The sequence below is a fragment of the Pseudomonas sp. GD03944 genome (assembly GCF_029839275.1).
Classification (GTDB): domain Bacteria; phylum Pseudomonadota; class Gammaproteobacteria; order Pseudomonadales; family Pseudomonadaceae; genus Aquipseudomonas.
In genome coordinates, this window is sequence record NZ_JAOCAH010000009.1 from 149,198 (window position 1) to 161,922 (window position 12,725).

Here is a 12,725-nt window from a genome sequence, read left to right on the forward strand (position 1 = left end):
GGCCTCAACGCACCATCGGCAGCACGATCTCGTCGCTGCGTTTGACCCCGGCTGTCATGGCGCGGCACAGCTCCAGGAATTCGCGCATGGCGGCGGTCTGGTACTTCTGCTTGTGCCAGATGAAATAGAACTGCCGGCGCAGGTCCAGTGTCGGGGTCTCCACCGCCACCAGGCTGCCCCGGCGGAAGGCGTCACGCAGCGCCAGGCGCGAGATGCAGCCGATGCCCAGGCCCGATTCCACAGCCCGCTTGATGGCTTCGGTGTGCTCCAGCTCCAGGCGGATGTTCAGCGCGGCGGGGTGATGACGCATGGCCTGGTCGAACGTCAGGCGTGTACCGGAACCCTGTTCGCGCAGAATCCAGGCCTCGTTGGCCAGTTCTGCCAGCGACGCTTCGCCGCAGCTGGCCAGCGGGTGATTGGGGGCGCAGAACACCACCAGCTCGTCCTCCACCCAGGGCTGCACCTCGATCTCGGCGTGCTGGCAGTCGCCTTCGATCAGGCCCAGGTCCAGTTCGTAATGGGCCACCTGCTGCACCACATGCGCAGTGTTCTGCACGTGCAGCTTCACCTTGCACTCGGGGTGGTGCTGCATGAACTTGCCGATCAGCAGGGTGGCCAGGTAGTTGCCCACCGTCAGCGTGGCGCCGACGTTGAGCGAGCCGAACCCGCTCTTGCCGCCCAGCAGGCGCTCGATTTCCTTGGCCTGATCGATGAGTGCCACGGCCTCGGGCAGCAGCTGCCGGCCGAGGGCGTTGAGGGCGAGGCGCTTGCCCGCCCGATCGAACAGCTGGCAATCGGACTGCCGCTCCAGTTCGGTCAGCGAAGTGCTGGTCGCCGATTGGGAGAGGGCCAGGGACGCAGCCGCGCGCGAGACGCTTTCGTGCTGCGCCACGGCGACGAAGACCTGAAGTTGTCTGAGAGTAAATCGCATATCGATATAACCGAACACCTATATCATAACAATCCACTTAACAGATATTGTGCGTGCCATTAGAATGCCGCGCAATCTACCCTTGTCGTCTTTCTGAGGAAGCCGCCTGCATGAGCAATATGAACATCGAGCGTGTGCTCAGCGTCCATCATTGGAACGACACACTGTTCAGCTTCAAGTGCACCCGTGACCCGGGCCTGCGTTTCGAGAATGGCCAGTTCGTCATGATCGGACTGCAGCAACCCAATGGCCGCCCGCTGATGCGCGCGTACTCCATTGCCAGCCCCAACTACGAAGAGCACCTGGAGTTCTTCAGCATCAAGGTGCCGGACGGCCCGCTGACCTCGCAGCTGCAGCACCTGAAAGAAGGCGACGAGATCGTTATCAGCAAGAAGCCCACCGGCACCCTGGTCCTCGACGACCTGCTGCCGGGCAAGCACCTGTACCTGCTCAGCACCGGTACCGGCCTGGCGCCGTTCATGAGCGTGATCCAGGACCCGGAAACCTACGAGCGCTACGAGAAGGTCGTGCTGGTTCACGGTGTTCGCTACGTCAACGAAGTGGCGTACCGCGAATTCATCACCGAGCACCTGCCGCAGAACGAATTCTTCGGTGAAGAGCTGAAGAAGAAGCTGATCTACTACCCGACCGTGACCCGCGAAGAGTTCGAGAATCAGGGCCGCCTGACCGACCTGATGCGCAGCGGCAAACTGTTCAGCGACATCGGCCTGCCACCGATCAACCCGCAGGACGACCGCGCGATGATCTGCGGCAGCCCGAGCATGCTCGACGAGACCAGCGAAGTACTGAACAGCTTCGGCCTGAAAATCTCCCCGCGCATGGGCGAGCCAGGTGACTACCTGATCGAGCGCGCCTTCGTCGAGAAATAAGCCGATCGATTCATGAGAAAGCCCGCCAATCGGCGGGCTTTTTTGTGGGCGCTTGAGACCTCTCCTGGAAGCTTTCTGTAGGAGCCGCGCCCCGCGGCGAATCGAAAAGGCACCGCGCAAAATCAGGCCGGTCACAGTTAACCCGGAAAAGCTTCGCCCCGGGTCGGGGCTCCTACAGGATCTGCTTCGTAGCCTGGGTCGAGCGCAGCGACACCCGGGACAAACCGGCAACCGGCCCTACGACTCCGCCGCCACCACTTCCAGCACCCGAATCTGCCCCGGCTGCGGGTAATGCCAGCGCACATCCACATCCCAGAAGCGCGCCCCGTATTGACGCTCTGGCGCAGGCATCTGGTAGGCCGGGCGTGGGTCCTGGGCCAGGCATTGCTCGATCAGCGCCACCAGCGGCTCACCCAGGCGCTGTTCGTGAGCCTGCCCCTGGGTCAGGGCGGCAGGCTGCCAGTCCACGTCGATCAGCGCCGGCGCGCTGTCGGCGATGCGGTTGACGGCATCGGCCACGCTGTCGGCATACGGCACATACGGCTTGATATCCAGCACCGGTGTGCCGTCAAGCAGGTCGATGCCCGACAGCCACAGCTTGCCCGGCTCGACCCGCTCCAGCCGCACCACGGACTGGCCGATGCCGTTCGGCCGGTGGGTGGCGCGGGTGCTGAACACCCCGACCGACTGGTTGCCGCCCAGGCGCGGTGGGCGCACCTTGAGTCGCGGTTTATCCTCCAGCGCCTGATGGAACAGAAACAGCAGCCACACATGGCTGACCTGCTCCAGACCCTGTACCGCCTCGCCCTGGTCGAAGGGCGACACCAGTTCCAGTACGCCCCGTGCGGCCGGTGCCAGTTGGGGCTGCCGGGGAATGGCGAACTTTTCCTTGAAGCAGGAGCGGACGAAGCCGATAGGGGAAACGGAGTAGGACATGGCGGCGCATTCGACGTGAAAACGCCGCCATGGTAACCCGCCAGGGCGCTGGCCTACAGGTGAAAGCCGCCGTCGATGGGGATGATGGCGCCGGTCATGTAGGCACCGGCGCTGCTCGCCAGGCTGATGGCCAGTGCCGCCATTTCCTCTTCGCGGCCCCAGCGCTGCATGGGGATCAGCGCCACGTCCTCGGCCATGGCCGCTTCGTCGTTGGTGATGTGCTGGGTCATCTTGCTCGGGAAGCGTCCCGGGGCGATGACATTGACGTTGATGTGCTGGCCCACCAGCTCACGGGCCAGCATGCGCGACAGCTGGTGCAGCGCCGCCTTGCTCGGGCCGTAGGCGTAAGCGTTTTCGCCGTGGGACGTGAGACCGGCCACCGAGCCGATATTGATCACCCGGGCAGGGCTTTGGGCCGAGCCGGCCTTGCGCAGCAGCGGCAGCAGTTGCTGGGTGCAACTGAACACGGCTGTCACGTTGAGCTGCATGACCTTCTCCCAGCCCTTGGCGGGGTAGCTTTCCAGCGGTGCGCCCCAGGTGGTGCCGGCGTTGTTGATCAGGATGTCCAGGTGTTCGAGGCGGCTCGACAGCTCTGCCGCCAAGGCCTGTGCGCCTTCTTCGGTGGCCAGGTTGGCGGCCAGGCCGTGGCAAGGGCCGTAGGCGGACAGTTCGCGTGCGGTTTCGGCACAGGCCGCGCCGTCACGGGCGCAGATGTAGACGGTGGCACCGGCTTCGAGAAAGCCCTGGGCGATCATCTTGCCGATGCCGCGGGTACCGCCAGTCACCAGGGCGGTGCGGCCTTGCAGGGAGAAATAAGGGTGCATGGCAGATCCTTGTCGAGGAGGGATGCCATCACCCTAACGCTGCGCCAGGTGCGCGGCAGGCACTATTGCCCGCCGGAATACGGCGCCATGCAGCAGGGTGTGCTCAGCCGCGCTCGCGCAGGGTCAGGCCTTTGAGGAAGTTGCGCAGGAACTGGTCGCCGCACAGGCGGTAGTTGCTGTGGCCGGCCTTGCGGAACAGTGCGCTCATTTCCGGCTTGGACACCGGGCAGTCGACGCTCTGCATGATCGCGTGCATGTCGTCTTCCTTCAGCTCGAAGGCCACGCGCAGCTTCTTCAGCACCACGTTGTTGGTCATCGGCAGCTCGAAGGGCTGGGCCGGGCGGCTGTCGTCCTTGCCGCGCTTGAAGTACACCAGGCCGTCGAGGGCATGGGCCAGCACCTCGTCGCTGCAGTCGGCATAACCGGCTTCGTCGTCTTTCTTCAGCAGTGCGCTGACTTCACTGGCAGGCGTTTCGCGCCCGCTGAGCTGGATGATCTCGGCCAGCTGTTCATCGGACACATCCAGCAGGTAGCGCAGGCTGCGCAGTACGTCGTTGTTGAGCATGGGAATCCTGAAATAGGGGGAGTGAGGCGGGTGGCTCAGAAGCGTTCCTTGGTCGCCAGGTAGCGCCACTGGCCGGGCTGGACCTTGGTCATCGGCACGCCGCCAACGCGGATGCGCTTGAGGCCCAGGACCTTGAGGCCGACGCTGTTGCACATGAACACCAGCTGGCCGGGCAGCGGGTTCTTCAGGGCGAAGCGCAGGCGGGTTTCGTTCTGCCAGCTGACCTTGCACGGCGGCAGTGGCGTGCCGTTGAACACCAGGCCATGGTTGAGGCGTTTCAGCTCGGCCGGGCTGAGCGTGCCGCTGACTTCCACCACGTACTCCTGCTCCAGCTTGGCCAGGTCCTCGCGCAGCTTGCGCTCGGTGCGCCAGTCCTGAGTCAGGATGTGCATGCCATCGGCGCCGGCCTGCAGCGGTGCGCAGACGGTCAGGCGCTGGAAATGGCTTTTCAGCACCCGGATACCGCTGGCGTCGTCGGCCCAGTGGGTGGCAGGGCTGATGGTGGCCGCGGCCTTGTCCGCCGAATGTCCGGCAGGCACGTGCAACAGCAGCGTGACGGGCTCGACGGGCTCGGCCACCGCGTCCGGATGCAGCTCGACACGTTGGTCCTGCACCTTGAACTGCGGCTCGTCCACCACCTGGCCATCGACCAGCACCCAGCCCCCCTCGATATACAGCTCGGCCTCACGGCGTGAGCAGCCGACCCGTTCGATCAGGCGTTTGGACAGGCGAGTGGGTTCGGTCATGGAGGCGATCATCGGCAAAGGAATGGCGCGCATTGTACTCCCATGGGGCCGGCGCGTACGGCGCAAAGGGTGGGCGGTGTGAAAAACCTTCGGGCGCGGCGCTTCGTAGGAGGGCTTCAGCCGCGAGCTTTTTGGGGGCGCGGTGATTGTCGCGGCTAAAGCCCCTCCCACGGTGCGGTGGGGCATCAGCGTGTTTTGAAAGGTGGGTTGGGGTGCTATGTCCCGGGTATCGCTGCGCTCAACCCAGGCTACGGTTGTGGGCGCGCTGCTCGTAGGAGGGGCTTCAGCCGCGAGCTTTTTGGGAGCGAGGTGATTGTCGCGGCTAAAGCCCCTCCCACGGTGGTGGGGCATCAGCGTGTTTTGAAAGGTGGGTTGGGGTGCTATGTCCCAGGTATCGCTGCGCTCAACCCAGGCTACGGTTGTGGGCGCGCCGCTTTGTAGGAGGGGCTTCAGCCGCGAGCTTTTTGGGGGCGAGGAGGCCGTGGCGGCTAAAGCCCCTCCCACGGTGTGGTAGTGCGGTAGCCTGGGTGGAGCGGAGCGATACCCGGGAGGGTGCGTACCCTTTCACCGAGCCATAAAAAAACCGCTCCGAAGAGCGGTTTTTCCGAGCGGGCAGAGCGTTTAGCCGCCGAGGTAGGCGTCGCGTACCTTGGGGTCGGTCAGCAGGTCGTGACCGCTGCCTTGCATGACGATACGGCCGTTCTCCAGCACGTAGCCACGGTCCGCCAGCTTGAGCGCCTGGTTGGCGTTCTGCTCGACCAGGAACACCGTTACACCGTCCTTGCGCAGCTGTTCGATGATGTCGAAGATCTGCTGGATGATGATCGGTGCCAGGCCCAGCGACGGCTCGTCGAGCAGCAGCAGCTTGGGCTTGCTCATCAGCGCACGGCCGATGGCGAGCATCTGCTGCTCACCGCCGGACATGGTGCCGGCGCGTTGCTCGAAGCGTTCCTTCAGGCGCGGGAACAGGTGCAGCACCTTGTCCATCTGCTCCTGGAAGTCGCCTTTCTCGGTGAAGAAACCGCCCATGGCGAGGTTCTCTTCCACGGTCAGGCGGGCGAACACGCGACGACCTTCAGGCACCACGGCAATGCTCTTGCGCATGATTTCCGGGGTCTGCATGCCGACCAGTTCTTCGCCCTGGTAGCGGATGCTGCCGCTGGTGGCCTGGGGGCTGCCGCACAGGGTCATCAGCAGGGTCGACTTGCCGGCGCCGTTGGCGCCGATCAGGGTGACGATCTCGCCCTGACGAACCTCGACGCTGACGTCATGCAGCGCCTGGATCTTGCCGTAGAAGGTGGAAACATTCTCGAAATACAGCATCACGCTTCCCCCAGGTAGGCTTTGATCACATCCGGGTTGTCGCGGATCTGCGCGGGCGTGCCGTCAGCCAGGGGCGTGCCCTGGTTGATCACGTAGATATGGTCGGAAATGCTCATCACCAGGTGCATGTCGTGCTCGATCAGCAGCACGGTGACGTTATGGTCGTCGCGCAGCATGCCGATCAGCGCCTTGAGGTCTTCGGTCTCGCGCGGGTTGAGGCCCGCGGCGGGTTCGTCGAGCATCAGGATGCGCGGGCGGGTCATCATGCAGCGGGCGATTTCCAGGCGGCGCTGCTGACCGTAGGCCAGGGTGCCGGCCGGACGGTTGGCGAACTCCACCAGGTTGACCTGCTCCAGCCAGTGGGCGGCGAAGTCCATGGCTTCGCGTTCACTGCGGCGGAACGCCGGGGTCTTGAACAGGCCGGCCAGGTAGCCGGTGTTCAGGTGGCGGTGCTGGGCCACCAGCAGGTTTTCCACGGCCGTCATGTCCTTGAACAGACGCACGTTCTGGAAGGTCCGCACCACACCCTTGCGGGCGATCTTGTGGCCCGGCAGGCCTTCGATGCGCTCGCCGTCCAGGCTGATGTTGCCGGAGGTCGGCTGGTAGAAACCGGTCAGGCAGTTGAAGACCGTAGTCTTGCCGGCGCCGTTGGGGCCGATCATCGACACGACCTGCTTTTCTTTCACGGTCAGGGCAACGTTGTTCACGGCCAACAGGCCGCCGAAGCGCATGCACAGGCCGCTTACTTCAAGAATCGGGCGGCTCATTGCTTCAGCTCCAGGTGGGGACGTTGCATCGGCAGCAGACCTTGCGGTCGCCAGATCATCATGAAGATCATGACCAGGCCGAAAATCAGCATGCGGTACTCACTCAGTTCGCGCATTTCCTGCAGCATCACCATGACGATGGCCGCCAGGATCACGCCGAGCTGCGAGCCCATCCCGCCCAGCACCACGATCGCCAGGATCATGGCCGACTCGATGAAGGTAAAGGATTCCGGCGTCACCAGGCCTTGGCGGGCGGCGAAGAAGCTGCCGGCGAAACCGGCCAGGCTGGCGCCGATGGTGAAGGCGGACAGCTTGATCACGGTGGGGTTGAGGCCCAGGGCGCGGCAGGCAATCTCGTCTTCACGCAGTGCTTCCCACGCACGGCCGATCGGCATGCGCAGCAGGCGGTTGACCAGGAACAGGGTCATCAACACCAGCAGCAGGGCGATCAGGTACAGGAAGATCACCTTGTACTGCGAGCTGTAGGCGATGTCGAAGAAGCCATGGAAGGTCGGCATGTCGGCCGGCACGCGGCGCTCGAAGGACAGACCGAACAGGGTCGGCTTGTTCTCGTTGGCGACGCTGATGCCGTTCGGGCCACCGGTGTACTCGGTGAGGTTACGCAGCAGGATGCGGATGATCTCGCCGAAGCCCAGGGTCACGATCGCCAGGTAGTCCCCGCGCAGGCGCAACACCGGAAAGCCCAGCAGGTAGCCGAACAGCGCGGCGATCATGCCGGCCAGCGGCAGGCAGATCCAGAAACCGAAGCCGAAGTAGTGGGCAATCAGCGCGTAGCTGTAGGCACCGACCGCGTAGAAACCGACATAACCCAGGTCCAGCAGGCCGGCCAGGCCGACCACGATGTTCAGGCCGAGGCCGAGCATCACGTAGATCAGGATCAGCGTGGCGATATCCACCGAGCCGCGGCTGGCGAAGAACGGCCAGATCAGGGCGAAGACCACCAGGCCCAGGATGACCCAGCGCTGGGTCGACGGCAGGGTCAGGAAGTTGCTGGCGCCGCTGGGCATGCTCGGCATCGAGACCTTGGCCCAGGCCGGGGTCACGCGGTCACGCACCAGTTGCCAGACGAACAGCGCCAGGGCGCAGGCCGCGATGGCCCACAGCTCGAACGTGGTGGCGCCTTCTACCCGCAGGCTGATGCCGACGGTGGTCAGCTTCAGGCCCAGTACCGGGTAGGAGACCAGCAGGACCAGCAGGGCGCTGAATACGGCGCTCTTGAGATTCTTGCTCATACCTTCTCGACCTCCGGGCGACCCAGGATGCCGGTGGGGCGGAACAGCAGCACGAGCACCAGCAGGCTGAACGCCACGACGTCCTTGTACTGGTCACCGAAGATATCGGCACCGAAGGCTTCGGCCACACCGAGAACCAGACCGCCGAGCACGGCGCCCGGGATGCTGCCGATGCCGCCGAGTACCGCGGCGGTGAACGCCTTGATACCGGCCAGGAAGCCCAGGTGCGGGTTGATCACGCCGTACTGGATGCTCAGCAGCACCGAGGCGATGGCCGCCAGGGCGGCGCCGATGACGAAGGTCAGGGCGATGATGTTGTTGGTGTTGATACCCAGCAGGTTCGCCATCTTCAGGTCTTCGGCGCAGGCGCGGCAGGCGCGGCCCAGACGGGAGCGGGAAATGAACAGGGTCAGGCCGACCATGGCCACGATGGTGATGACGAAGATCATCACTTGCATATAGGAGAGCACCACCCCATTCATCGCGCTTTCGCCGAACACGAAGTTGCCCGGCAGCGGGTTGGGGATGGCCTTGTCCTTGGAATCCTGGGACAGCAGCACGGCGTTCTGTAAGAAGATCGACATACCGATGGCGGAGATCAGCGGGATCAGGCGATTGCCGCCGCGCAACGGTCTGTAGGCGACCCGTTCGATACTGTAGCCATACGCACTGGTGACGATCATCGTCGCGGCGAAGGCGGCGATCATGATGACGGGCAGGCTGTCGAGACCGAACATGGCGAGGCCGGCGATGACGATGAAGGCTACGTACGAGCCAATCATGTAAACCTCGCCGTGGGCGAAGTTGATCATGCCGATGATGCCGTAGACCATGGTGTAGCCGATGGCGATCAAGGCGTAGGTACTGCCAATGGTCAGGCCATTGAGCAGCTGTTGCAGGTAGTGATAAAGATCAGGCATTGCCTAACTCCTGGGCCGTCACGCAAGGCAGCGCTTGTGGCGCAGCATGAGACCGGGATTCTTCTAATAAACAAAGCCCACTGCGGACGCAGTGGGCTTTGGGTTCAGGCGGGAAGCTTATTTAGCTTCGGATTTGGTACCGTCCTGGTGCCACTCGTATACCACGAAGTTGAAGTCCTTCAGGTCGCCTTTCTCGTCGAACGACAGGGCGCCAGTCGGGGTGTCGAAGGAGTTCGAACGCAGGGCTTCGGCCACCTTGGCGGTGTCGGTGTCGCCTGCTTTCTCGATGCCTTCGGCAATCACTTGCACGGCCGCGTAGGCCGGGAATACGAACGGACCGCTCGGGTCTTGGTTCTTGGCTTTGAAGGCATCGACCAGCGCCTGGTTGCGCGGATCCTGGTCGAAGGACTTCGGCAGGGTGACCAGCAGGCCTTCGGAAGCCGGGCCGGCGATGGCCGAGATTTCCTTGTTACCCACGCCTTCCGGACCCATGAACTTGACCTTCAGGCCTTTTTCGGACGACTGACGCAGCAGCAGGCCGAGTTCCGGGTGGTAGCCGCCGTAGTAGACGAAGTCCACACCGGCTTGCTTGAGCTTGGCGATCATCGCGGAGAAGTCCTTGTCGCCGGCGTTGATGCCTTCGAACAGGGAAACCTTCACGCCTTTGCTTTCCAGGGTCTGCTTGACCGCGGTGGCGATGCCTTCACCGTACTGCTGCTTGTCGTGGATGACGGCAACGTTCTTCGGCTTGATGCTGTCGGCGATGAAGTTACCGGCGGTCGGGCCCTGCAGGCTGTCCAGACCGATGGTGCGGAAGATCAGCTCGTAGCCGCGGGAAGTGATTTCCGGGCTGGTGGAAGCCGCGGTGATCATCAGGATGCCTTCGTCTTCATAGATGTCGGACGCAGGCTGAGTGGAGCTGGAGCAGAGGTGGCCAACCACGAATTTCACTTCGTCGTTGACGATCTTGTTGGCAACGGCAACGGCTTGTTTCGGATCGCATGCGTCGTCGTAGACCACGCCTTCGAGTTGAGCGCCGTTCACCCCGCCGGCCTTGTTGATTTGCTCGATCGCCATTTGCGCGCCGATGAACTGCATTTCGCCGTACTGGGCGACAGCGCCGGTAACCGGGCCTGCCAGGCCGATCTTGATGGTGTCAGCCGCTACCGAGTAGCTGGCAACGCCGGCCATGGCCATGGCGGCAAACAGTTTGGAAATCTGCTTAGTAGCCTTGTTCATAGTGCTCCACTCTTGTGTTTTTCGTTGTTGTAGTTCTTGCGGCCAAAGCTGCAGAACCGGGATGAATCGCCCCGGTCGTACCCCCGGCAACTGTACCGGTACAGTGTAGAGCGCCGATTTGCGGCTTGAAAAGCCGGCTACTGGGGGCAAACGCGTGGGTGTCGCTTAATTGCAAGAAATGTATAGAAAAACGGCGTGCCTTCGCGGTGCTCCCGGGCGTCAGGCGCGCTTGCCTGACACCCGGGCGACGTTATCATGACGGCCGACCGAAGCTGACCATTCACACAAGGCACACCATGACTGAACAACCTAGCACCCTCTATGCCAAGCTGCTTGGTGAAACCGCACCGATTCGCTGGCAGGAGCTGCAACCTTTCTTTGCGTGTGGGGCACTGTTGTGGGTCGCCGGTGACCAGGACCTCATCGCCGTGGCGCAGGCCGTGGCCGAGAACGACCAGGCGACCGTAAGTGCCTGGCTAGACGCCGGCCACCTGTCCAAGCTCGAAGACCAACGCGCCGAAGACCTGCACACCCGGGACCCGCAACTGTGGGCCGTGGTCGTCGCCCCTTGGGTGCTGGTGCAAGAGCGCACCGAAGCGGAGCGCGTCACGCACTGAATGGGTGCGTGCCGGCTCGCCGGGGCAGGCCAGAGCCCATGGTCTATGCTCGCAGGTGTCCTGCATAAGGAGTCATCCCATGTTCGAGCCCGGCCACCTGCACCTCGCCAACGCCATTGCCACACCCGATCACCCGCTCTTCAGCATCGACCTTCACTACGAAGTCCGTAAGGACCCGGCCGAAGGCGCGATGTTGCACATGCGCATGGTCGGCGACCTGGACGGCAAGACCTTCGAAGAAACCTTCGAGCTGCACCGCGACACCGCCTTCAACTTCGCCAGCGTCGCCACCCGCATCGCGCGCAAGCACGGCCTGCCCACCAACAGCAGCCTGATCATGCGCAACCATCAGGAATACGACCTGATGTTCGAAGACATCCGCGCCAAGCTCGGCGCCCATTCCGGCGACCCGGTCGACCTCGACCACCTGGAAAAAGACGGGCTCTGATGCGTCTGCCAGACCGGCTTCGCCGCGCCTGATCACAGCGCTCGGCGACCGGCTCGGCGGCGCGCCAGGCCTGTGCTACCGTGCGCGGACGGCCACCCCGAGTCATCGCCATGCCCATCACCGAAAACCTGCTCGCCTTCACGTTCGCCGCGACGCTCCTGACCCTCACCCCCGGCATCGACACCGCGCTGGTGCTGCGCACCGCGGCTGTCGAGGGCCGGCAGCAAGCCTTGCGCGCCGCCCTGGGCATTGGCGCCGGCTGTTTGCTGTGGGGCGCCGCCGTGGCCTTTGGCCTAGGCGCCGTGCTGGCCGTCTCGGAGCTGGCCTACACCGTGCTCAAATACTGCGGCGCCGCCTACCTGGCCTGGCTCGGCCTGAACATGCTGCGGCGCCCGCGCACCTCGCTCTCGGCGGCGGAGCCGAACGGCAAGCAGGGCGGCAACTGGTTCCTCAAGGGCCTGCTGGGCAACGCCCTCAACCCCAAGGTGGGCATCTTCTATGTGTCCTTCCTGCCCCAATTCATCCCGCCGACCGACTCGCTGATCGCCTGGACCTTCGGCCTGGTGAGCATCCACGTGGTCATCGGCCTGGTCTGGTCCCTGGCCCTGATCGGCGCCACCCAACCCCTGGCCGGCTTCCTGCGCCGGGAAAAGGTCATCAAGTGGATGGACCGCACCACAGGGCTGATCTTCATCCTGTTCGCGGCGCGGTTGGCATTCAGTCGACGTTGACGTGGCTTGGCCCGATGAACGCAAACCGTCCATAAGAAGAAGGGCGAGGGATTTCTCCCTCGCCCTTCTCGTTACAGCCTCAACTCTGTTCGCTGCGCCAGGTGCTCGCCACCCAGGGGCGAACACAAGCGCTGGTGCACACGGCTAAGAAAGCCCAGCTCGAAGGCATGGCGCTGCGCACCCGGCGGGAACAACTGGCGCTCCAGCATCAGCGTGGCCCACAGCCAACCGCTGTTGCTCGCATCCAGCCAGGCCTGCGCCTGCTGCACGCCCCGGGCGAAACTCTCCTGACAATCCTCCCCCAGCCCGAACGCCGCGGCCGGGTGCCCGTCATGGGCGGGCAGGTGGGTCACATAGCGCTCACCCATGGGCCTGCCTCCTGTTTGCCTGGGTGCGGCTGTACAGCAGGATCAAGTCATTCAGCAGCGCTCTGCTGGCAGCCGTGTGTTCTCGCTTGCGATCAGCCGTCAGCTTGGCGGGTGTGGGGAAGGGGATAACAGCGGGTCTAGAGTTGGCCATGCAGCACCTCCACAGC

15 protein-coding genes are annotated in these 12,725 nt (G+C 63.8%); 4 read left to right on the top strand and 11 right to left on the bottom strand.

What is annotated here, in order from left to right; translation table 11 throughout:
• Nucleotides 1-4: 4 nt before the first annotated feature.
• Nucleotides 5-931 carry a LysR family transcriptional regulator gene (locus tag N5C28_RS15565; protein WP_279823652.1) on the bottom strand — a complete coding sequence of 309 codons (927 nt, stop codon included), beginning with the start codon at nucleotides 929-931 and terminating at the stop codon, nucleotides 5-7.
• Between the two features lie 110 nt (nucleotides 932-1,041).
• Between N5C28_RS15565 and fpr the strand changes: the two genes are divergently transcribed.
• Entirely contained in the window at nucleotides 1,042-1,821 is a 780-nt protein-coding gene (fpr, locus tag N5C28_RS15570) for a ferredoxin-NADP reductase (protein WP_279823654.1), read from the top strand.
• Nucleotides 1,822-2,058: 237 nt separating this feature from the next.
• On the opposite strand, the gene tsaA is transcribed toward fpr, so the two are convergent.
• From tsaA to N5C28_RS15615, 9 genes are all read right to left on the bottom strand, one after another.
• Nucleotides 2,059-2,757, bottom strand: coding sequence for a tRNA (N6-threonylcarbamoyladenosine(37)-N6)-methyltransferase TrmO (gene tsaA, locus N5C28_RS15575; protein WP_279823655.1), 699 nt, complete (start codon nucleotides 2,755-2,757; stop codon nucleotides 2,059-2,061).
• 53 nt (nucleotides 2,758-2,810) lie between these two features.
• The gene (locus N5C28_RS15580) at nucleotides 2,811-3,581 is read right to left on the bottom strand and encodes an SDR family oxidoreductase (protein WP_279823657.1); all 771 of its coding nucleotides are present in this window, start codon (nucleotides 3,579-3,581) and stop codon (nucleotides 2,811-2,813) included.
• A gap of 103 nt (nucleotides 3,582-3,684) precedes the next feature.
• Nucleotides 3,685-4,146, bottom strand: a complete 462-nt coding sequence (locus tag N5C28_RS15585) for a DUF1456 family protein (RefSeq protein WP_279823659.1) — start codon at nucleotides 4,144-4,146, stop codon at nucleotides 3,685-3,687.
• A 35-nt stretch (nucleotides 4,147-4,181) separates the two neighbouring features.
• Nucleotides 4,182-4,892, bottom strand: coding sequence for an rRNA pseudouridine synthase (locus tag N5C28_RS15590; RefSeq protein WP_279823660.1), 711 nt, complete (start codon nucleotides 4,890-4,892; stop codon nucleotides 4,182-4,184).
• Nucleotides 4,893-5,513: 621 nt separating this feature from the next.
• Nucleotides 5,514-6,215 carry an ABC transporter ATP-binding protein gene (locus tag N5C28_RS15595; protein WP_279823662.1) on the bottom strand — a complete coding sequence of 234 codons (702 nt, stop codon included), beginning with the start codon at nucleotides 6,213-6,215 and terminating at the stop codon, nucleotides 5,514-5,516.
• Nucleotides 6,215-6,982 (bottom strand): high-affinity branched-chain amino acid ABC transporter ATP-binding protein LivG, encoded by a 768-nt coding sequence (livG, locus tag N5C28_RS15600; protein ID WP_279823663.1) that lies wholly within the window; start codon nucleotides 6,980-6,982, stop codon nucleotides 6,215-6,217. Before livG ends, N5C28_RS15595 begins: the two co-directional genes overlap by 1 nt.
• Nucleotides 6,979-8,235, bottom strand: a complete 1,257-nt coding sequence (locus N5C28_RS15605) for a high-affinity branched-chain amino acid ABC transporter permease LivM (RefSeq protein ID WP_279823664.1) — start codon at nucleotides 8,233-8,235, stop codon at nucleotides 6,979-6,981. Before N5C28_RS15605 ends, livG begins: the two co-directional genes overlap by 4 nt.
• Nucleotides 8,232-9,155: a high-affinity branched-chain amino acid ABC transporter permease LivH gene (livH, locus tag N5C28_RS15610; protein ID WP_279823666.1), complete on the bottom strand. Its 924-nt coding sequence runs from the start codon at nucleotides 9,153-9,155 to the stop codon at nucleotides 8,232-8,234. The genes N5C28_RS15605 and livH overlap by 4 nt, the downstream gene beginning before the upstream one ends.
• 117 nt (nucleotides 9,156-9,272) lie before the next feature.
• A complete protein-coding gene (locus N5C28_RS15615) occupies nucleotides 9,273-10,394 on the bottom strand; it encodes a branched-chain amino acid ABC transporter substrate-binding protein (RefSeq protein WP_279823668.1) in 1,122 nt (373 codons plus the stop codon).
• A 296-nt stretch (nucleotides 10,395-10,690) separates the two neighbouring features.
• Between N5C28_RS15615 and N5C28_RS15620 the strand changes: the two genes are divergently transcribed.
• From N5C28_RS15620 to N5C28_RS15630, 3 genes are all read left to right on the top strand, one after another.
• Entirely contained in the window at nucleotides 10,691-11,011 is a 321-nt protein-coding gene (locus N5C28_RS15620) for a DUF2288 domain-containing protein (RefSeq protein ID WP_279823670.1), read from the top strand.
• Nucleotides 11,012-11,090: 79 nt separating this feature from the next.
• Nucleotides 11,091-11,459, top strand: a complete 369-nt coding sequence (locus tag N5C28_RS15625; protein ID WP_279823671.1) for a DUF5064 family protein — start codon at nucleotides 11,091-11,093, stop codon at nucleotides 11,457-11,459.
• A 110-nt stretch (nucleotides 11,460-11,569) separates the two neighbouring features.
• Nucleotides 11,570-12,190 carry a LysE family translocator gene (locus N5C28_RS15630; RefSeq protein ID WP_279823673.1) on the top strand — a complete coding sequence of 207 codons (621 nt, stop codon included), beginning with the start codon at nucleotides 11,570-11,572 and terminating at the stop codon, nucleotides 12,188-12,190.
• Nucleotides 12,191-12,261: 71 nt separating this feature from the next.
• On the opposite strand, the gene N5C28_RS15635 is transcribed toward N5C28_RS15630, so the two are convergent.
• Nucleotides 12,262-12,558: a LasR-specific antiactivator QslA gene (locus N5C28_RS15635; RefSeq protein ID WP_279823676.1), complete on the bottom strand. Its 297-nt coding sequence runs from the start codon at nucleotides 12,556-12,558 to the stop codon at nucleotides 12,262-12,264.
• Between the last annotated feature and the right edge of the window lie 167 nt (nucleotides 12,559-12,725).

Excerpts from the sequence above, each read along its gene's own strand:
- tsaA (WP_279823655.1), bottom strand. The coding sequence starts at position 2,757 with ATGTCCTACTCCGTTTCCCCTATCGGCTTCGTCCGCTCCTGCTTCAAG.
- N5C28_RS15630 (WP_279823673.1), top strand. The coding sequence starts at position 11,570 with ATGCCCATCACCGAAAACCTGCTCGCCTTCACGTTCGCCGCGACGCTC.
- N5C28_RS15590 (WP_279823660.1), bottom strand. The coding sequence starts at position 4,892 with ATGACCGAACCCACTCGCCTGTCCAAACGCCTGATCGAACGGGTCGGC.
- livG (WP_279823663.1), bottom strand. The coding sequence starts at position 6,982 with ATGAGCCGCCCGATTCTTGAAGTAAGCGGCCTGTGCATGCGCTTCGGC.
- N5C28_RS15605 (WP_279823664.1), bottom strand. The coding sequence starts at position 8,235 with ATGAGCAAGAATCTCAAGAGCGCCGTATTCAGCGCCCTGCTGGTCCTG.
- N5C28_RS15615 (WP_279823668.1), bottom strand. The coding sequence starts at position 10,394 with ATGAACAAGGCTACTAAGCAGATTTCCAAACTGTTTGCCGCCATGGCC.
- N5C28_RS15565 (WP_279823652.1), bottom strand. The coding sequence starts at position 931 with ATGCGATTTACTCTCAGACAACTTCAGGTCTTCGTCGCCGTGGCGCAG.
- N5C28_RS15595 (WP_279823662.1), bottom strand. The coding sequence starts at position 6,215 with ATGCTGTATTTCGAGAATGTTTCCACCTTCTACGGCAAGATCCAGGCG.
- N5C28_RS15580 (WP_279823657.1), bottom strand. The coding sequence starts at position 3,581 with ATGCACCCTTATTTCTCCCTGCAAGGCCGCACCGCCCTGGTGACTGGC.
- fpr (WP_279823654.1), top strand. The coding sequence starts at position 1,042 with ATGAGCAATATGAACATCGAGCGTGTGCTCAGCGTCCATCATTGGAAC.
- N5C28_RS15620 (WP_279823670.1), top strand. The coding sequence starts at position 10,691 with ATGACTGAACAACCTAGCACCCTCTATGCCAAGCTGCTTGGTGAAACC.
- livH (WP_279823666.1), bottom strand. The coding sequence starts at position 9,155 with ATGCCTGATCTTTATCACTACCTGCAACAGCTGCTCAATGGCCTGACC.
- N5C28_RS15635 (WP_279823676.1), bottom strand. The coding sequence starts at position 12,558 with ATGGGTGAGCGCTATGTGACCCACCTGCCCGCCCATGACGGGCACCCG.
- N5C28_RS15585 (WP_279823659.1), bottom strand. The coding sequence starts at position 4,146 with ATGCTCAACAACGACGTACTGCGCAGCCTGCGCTACCTGCTGGATGTG.
- N5C28_RS15625 (WP_279823671.1), top strand. The coding sequence starts at position 11,091 with ATGTTCGAGCCCGGCCACCTGCACCTCGCCAACGCCATTGCCACACCC.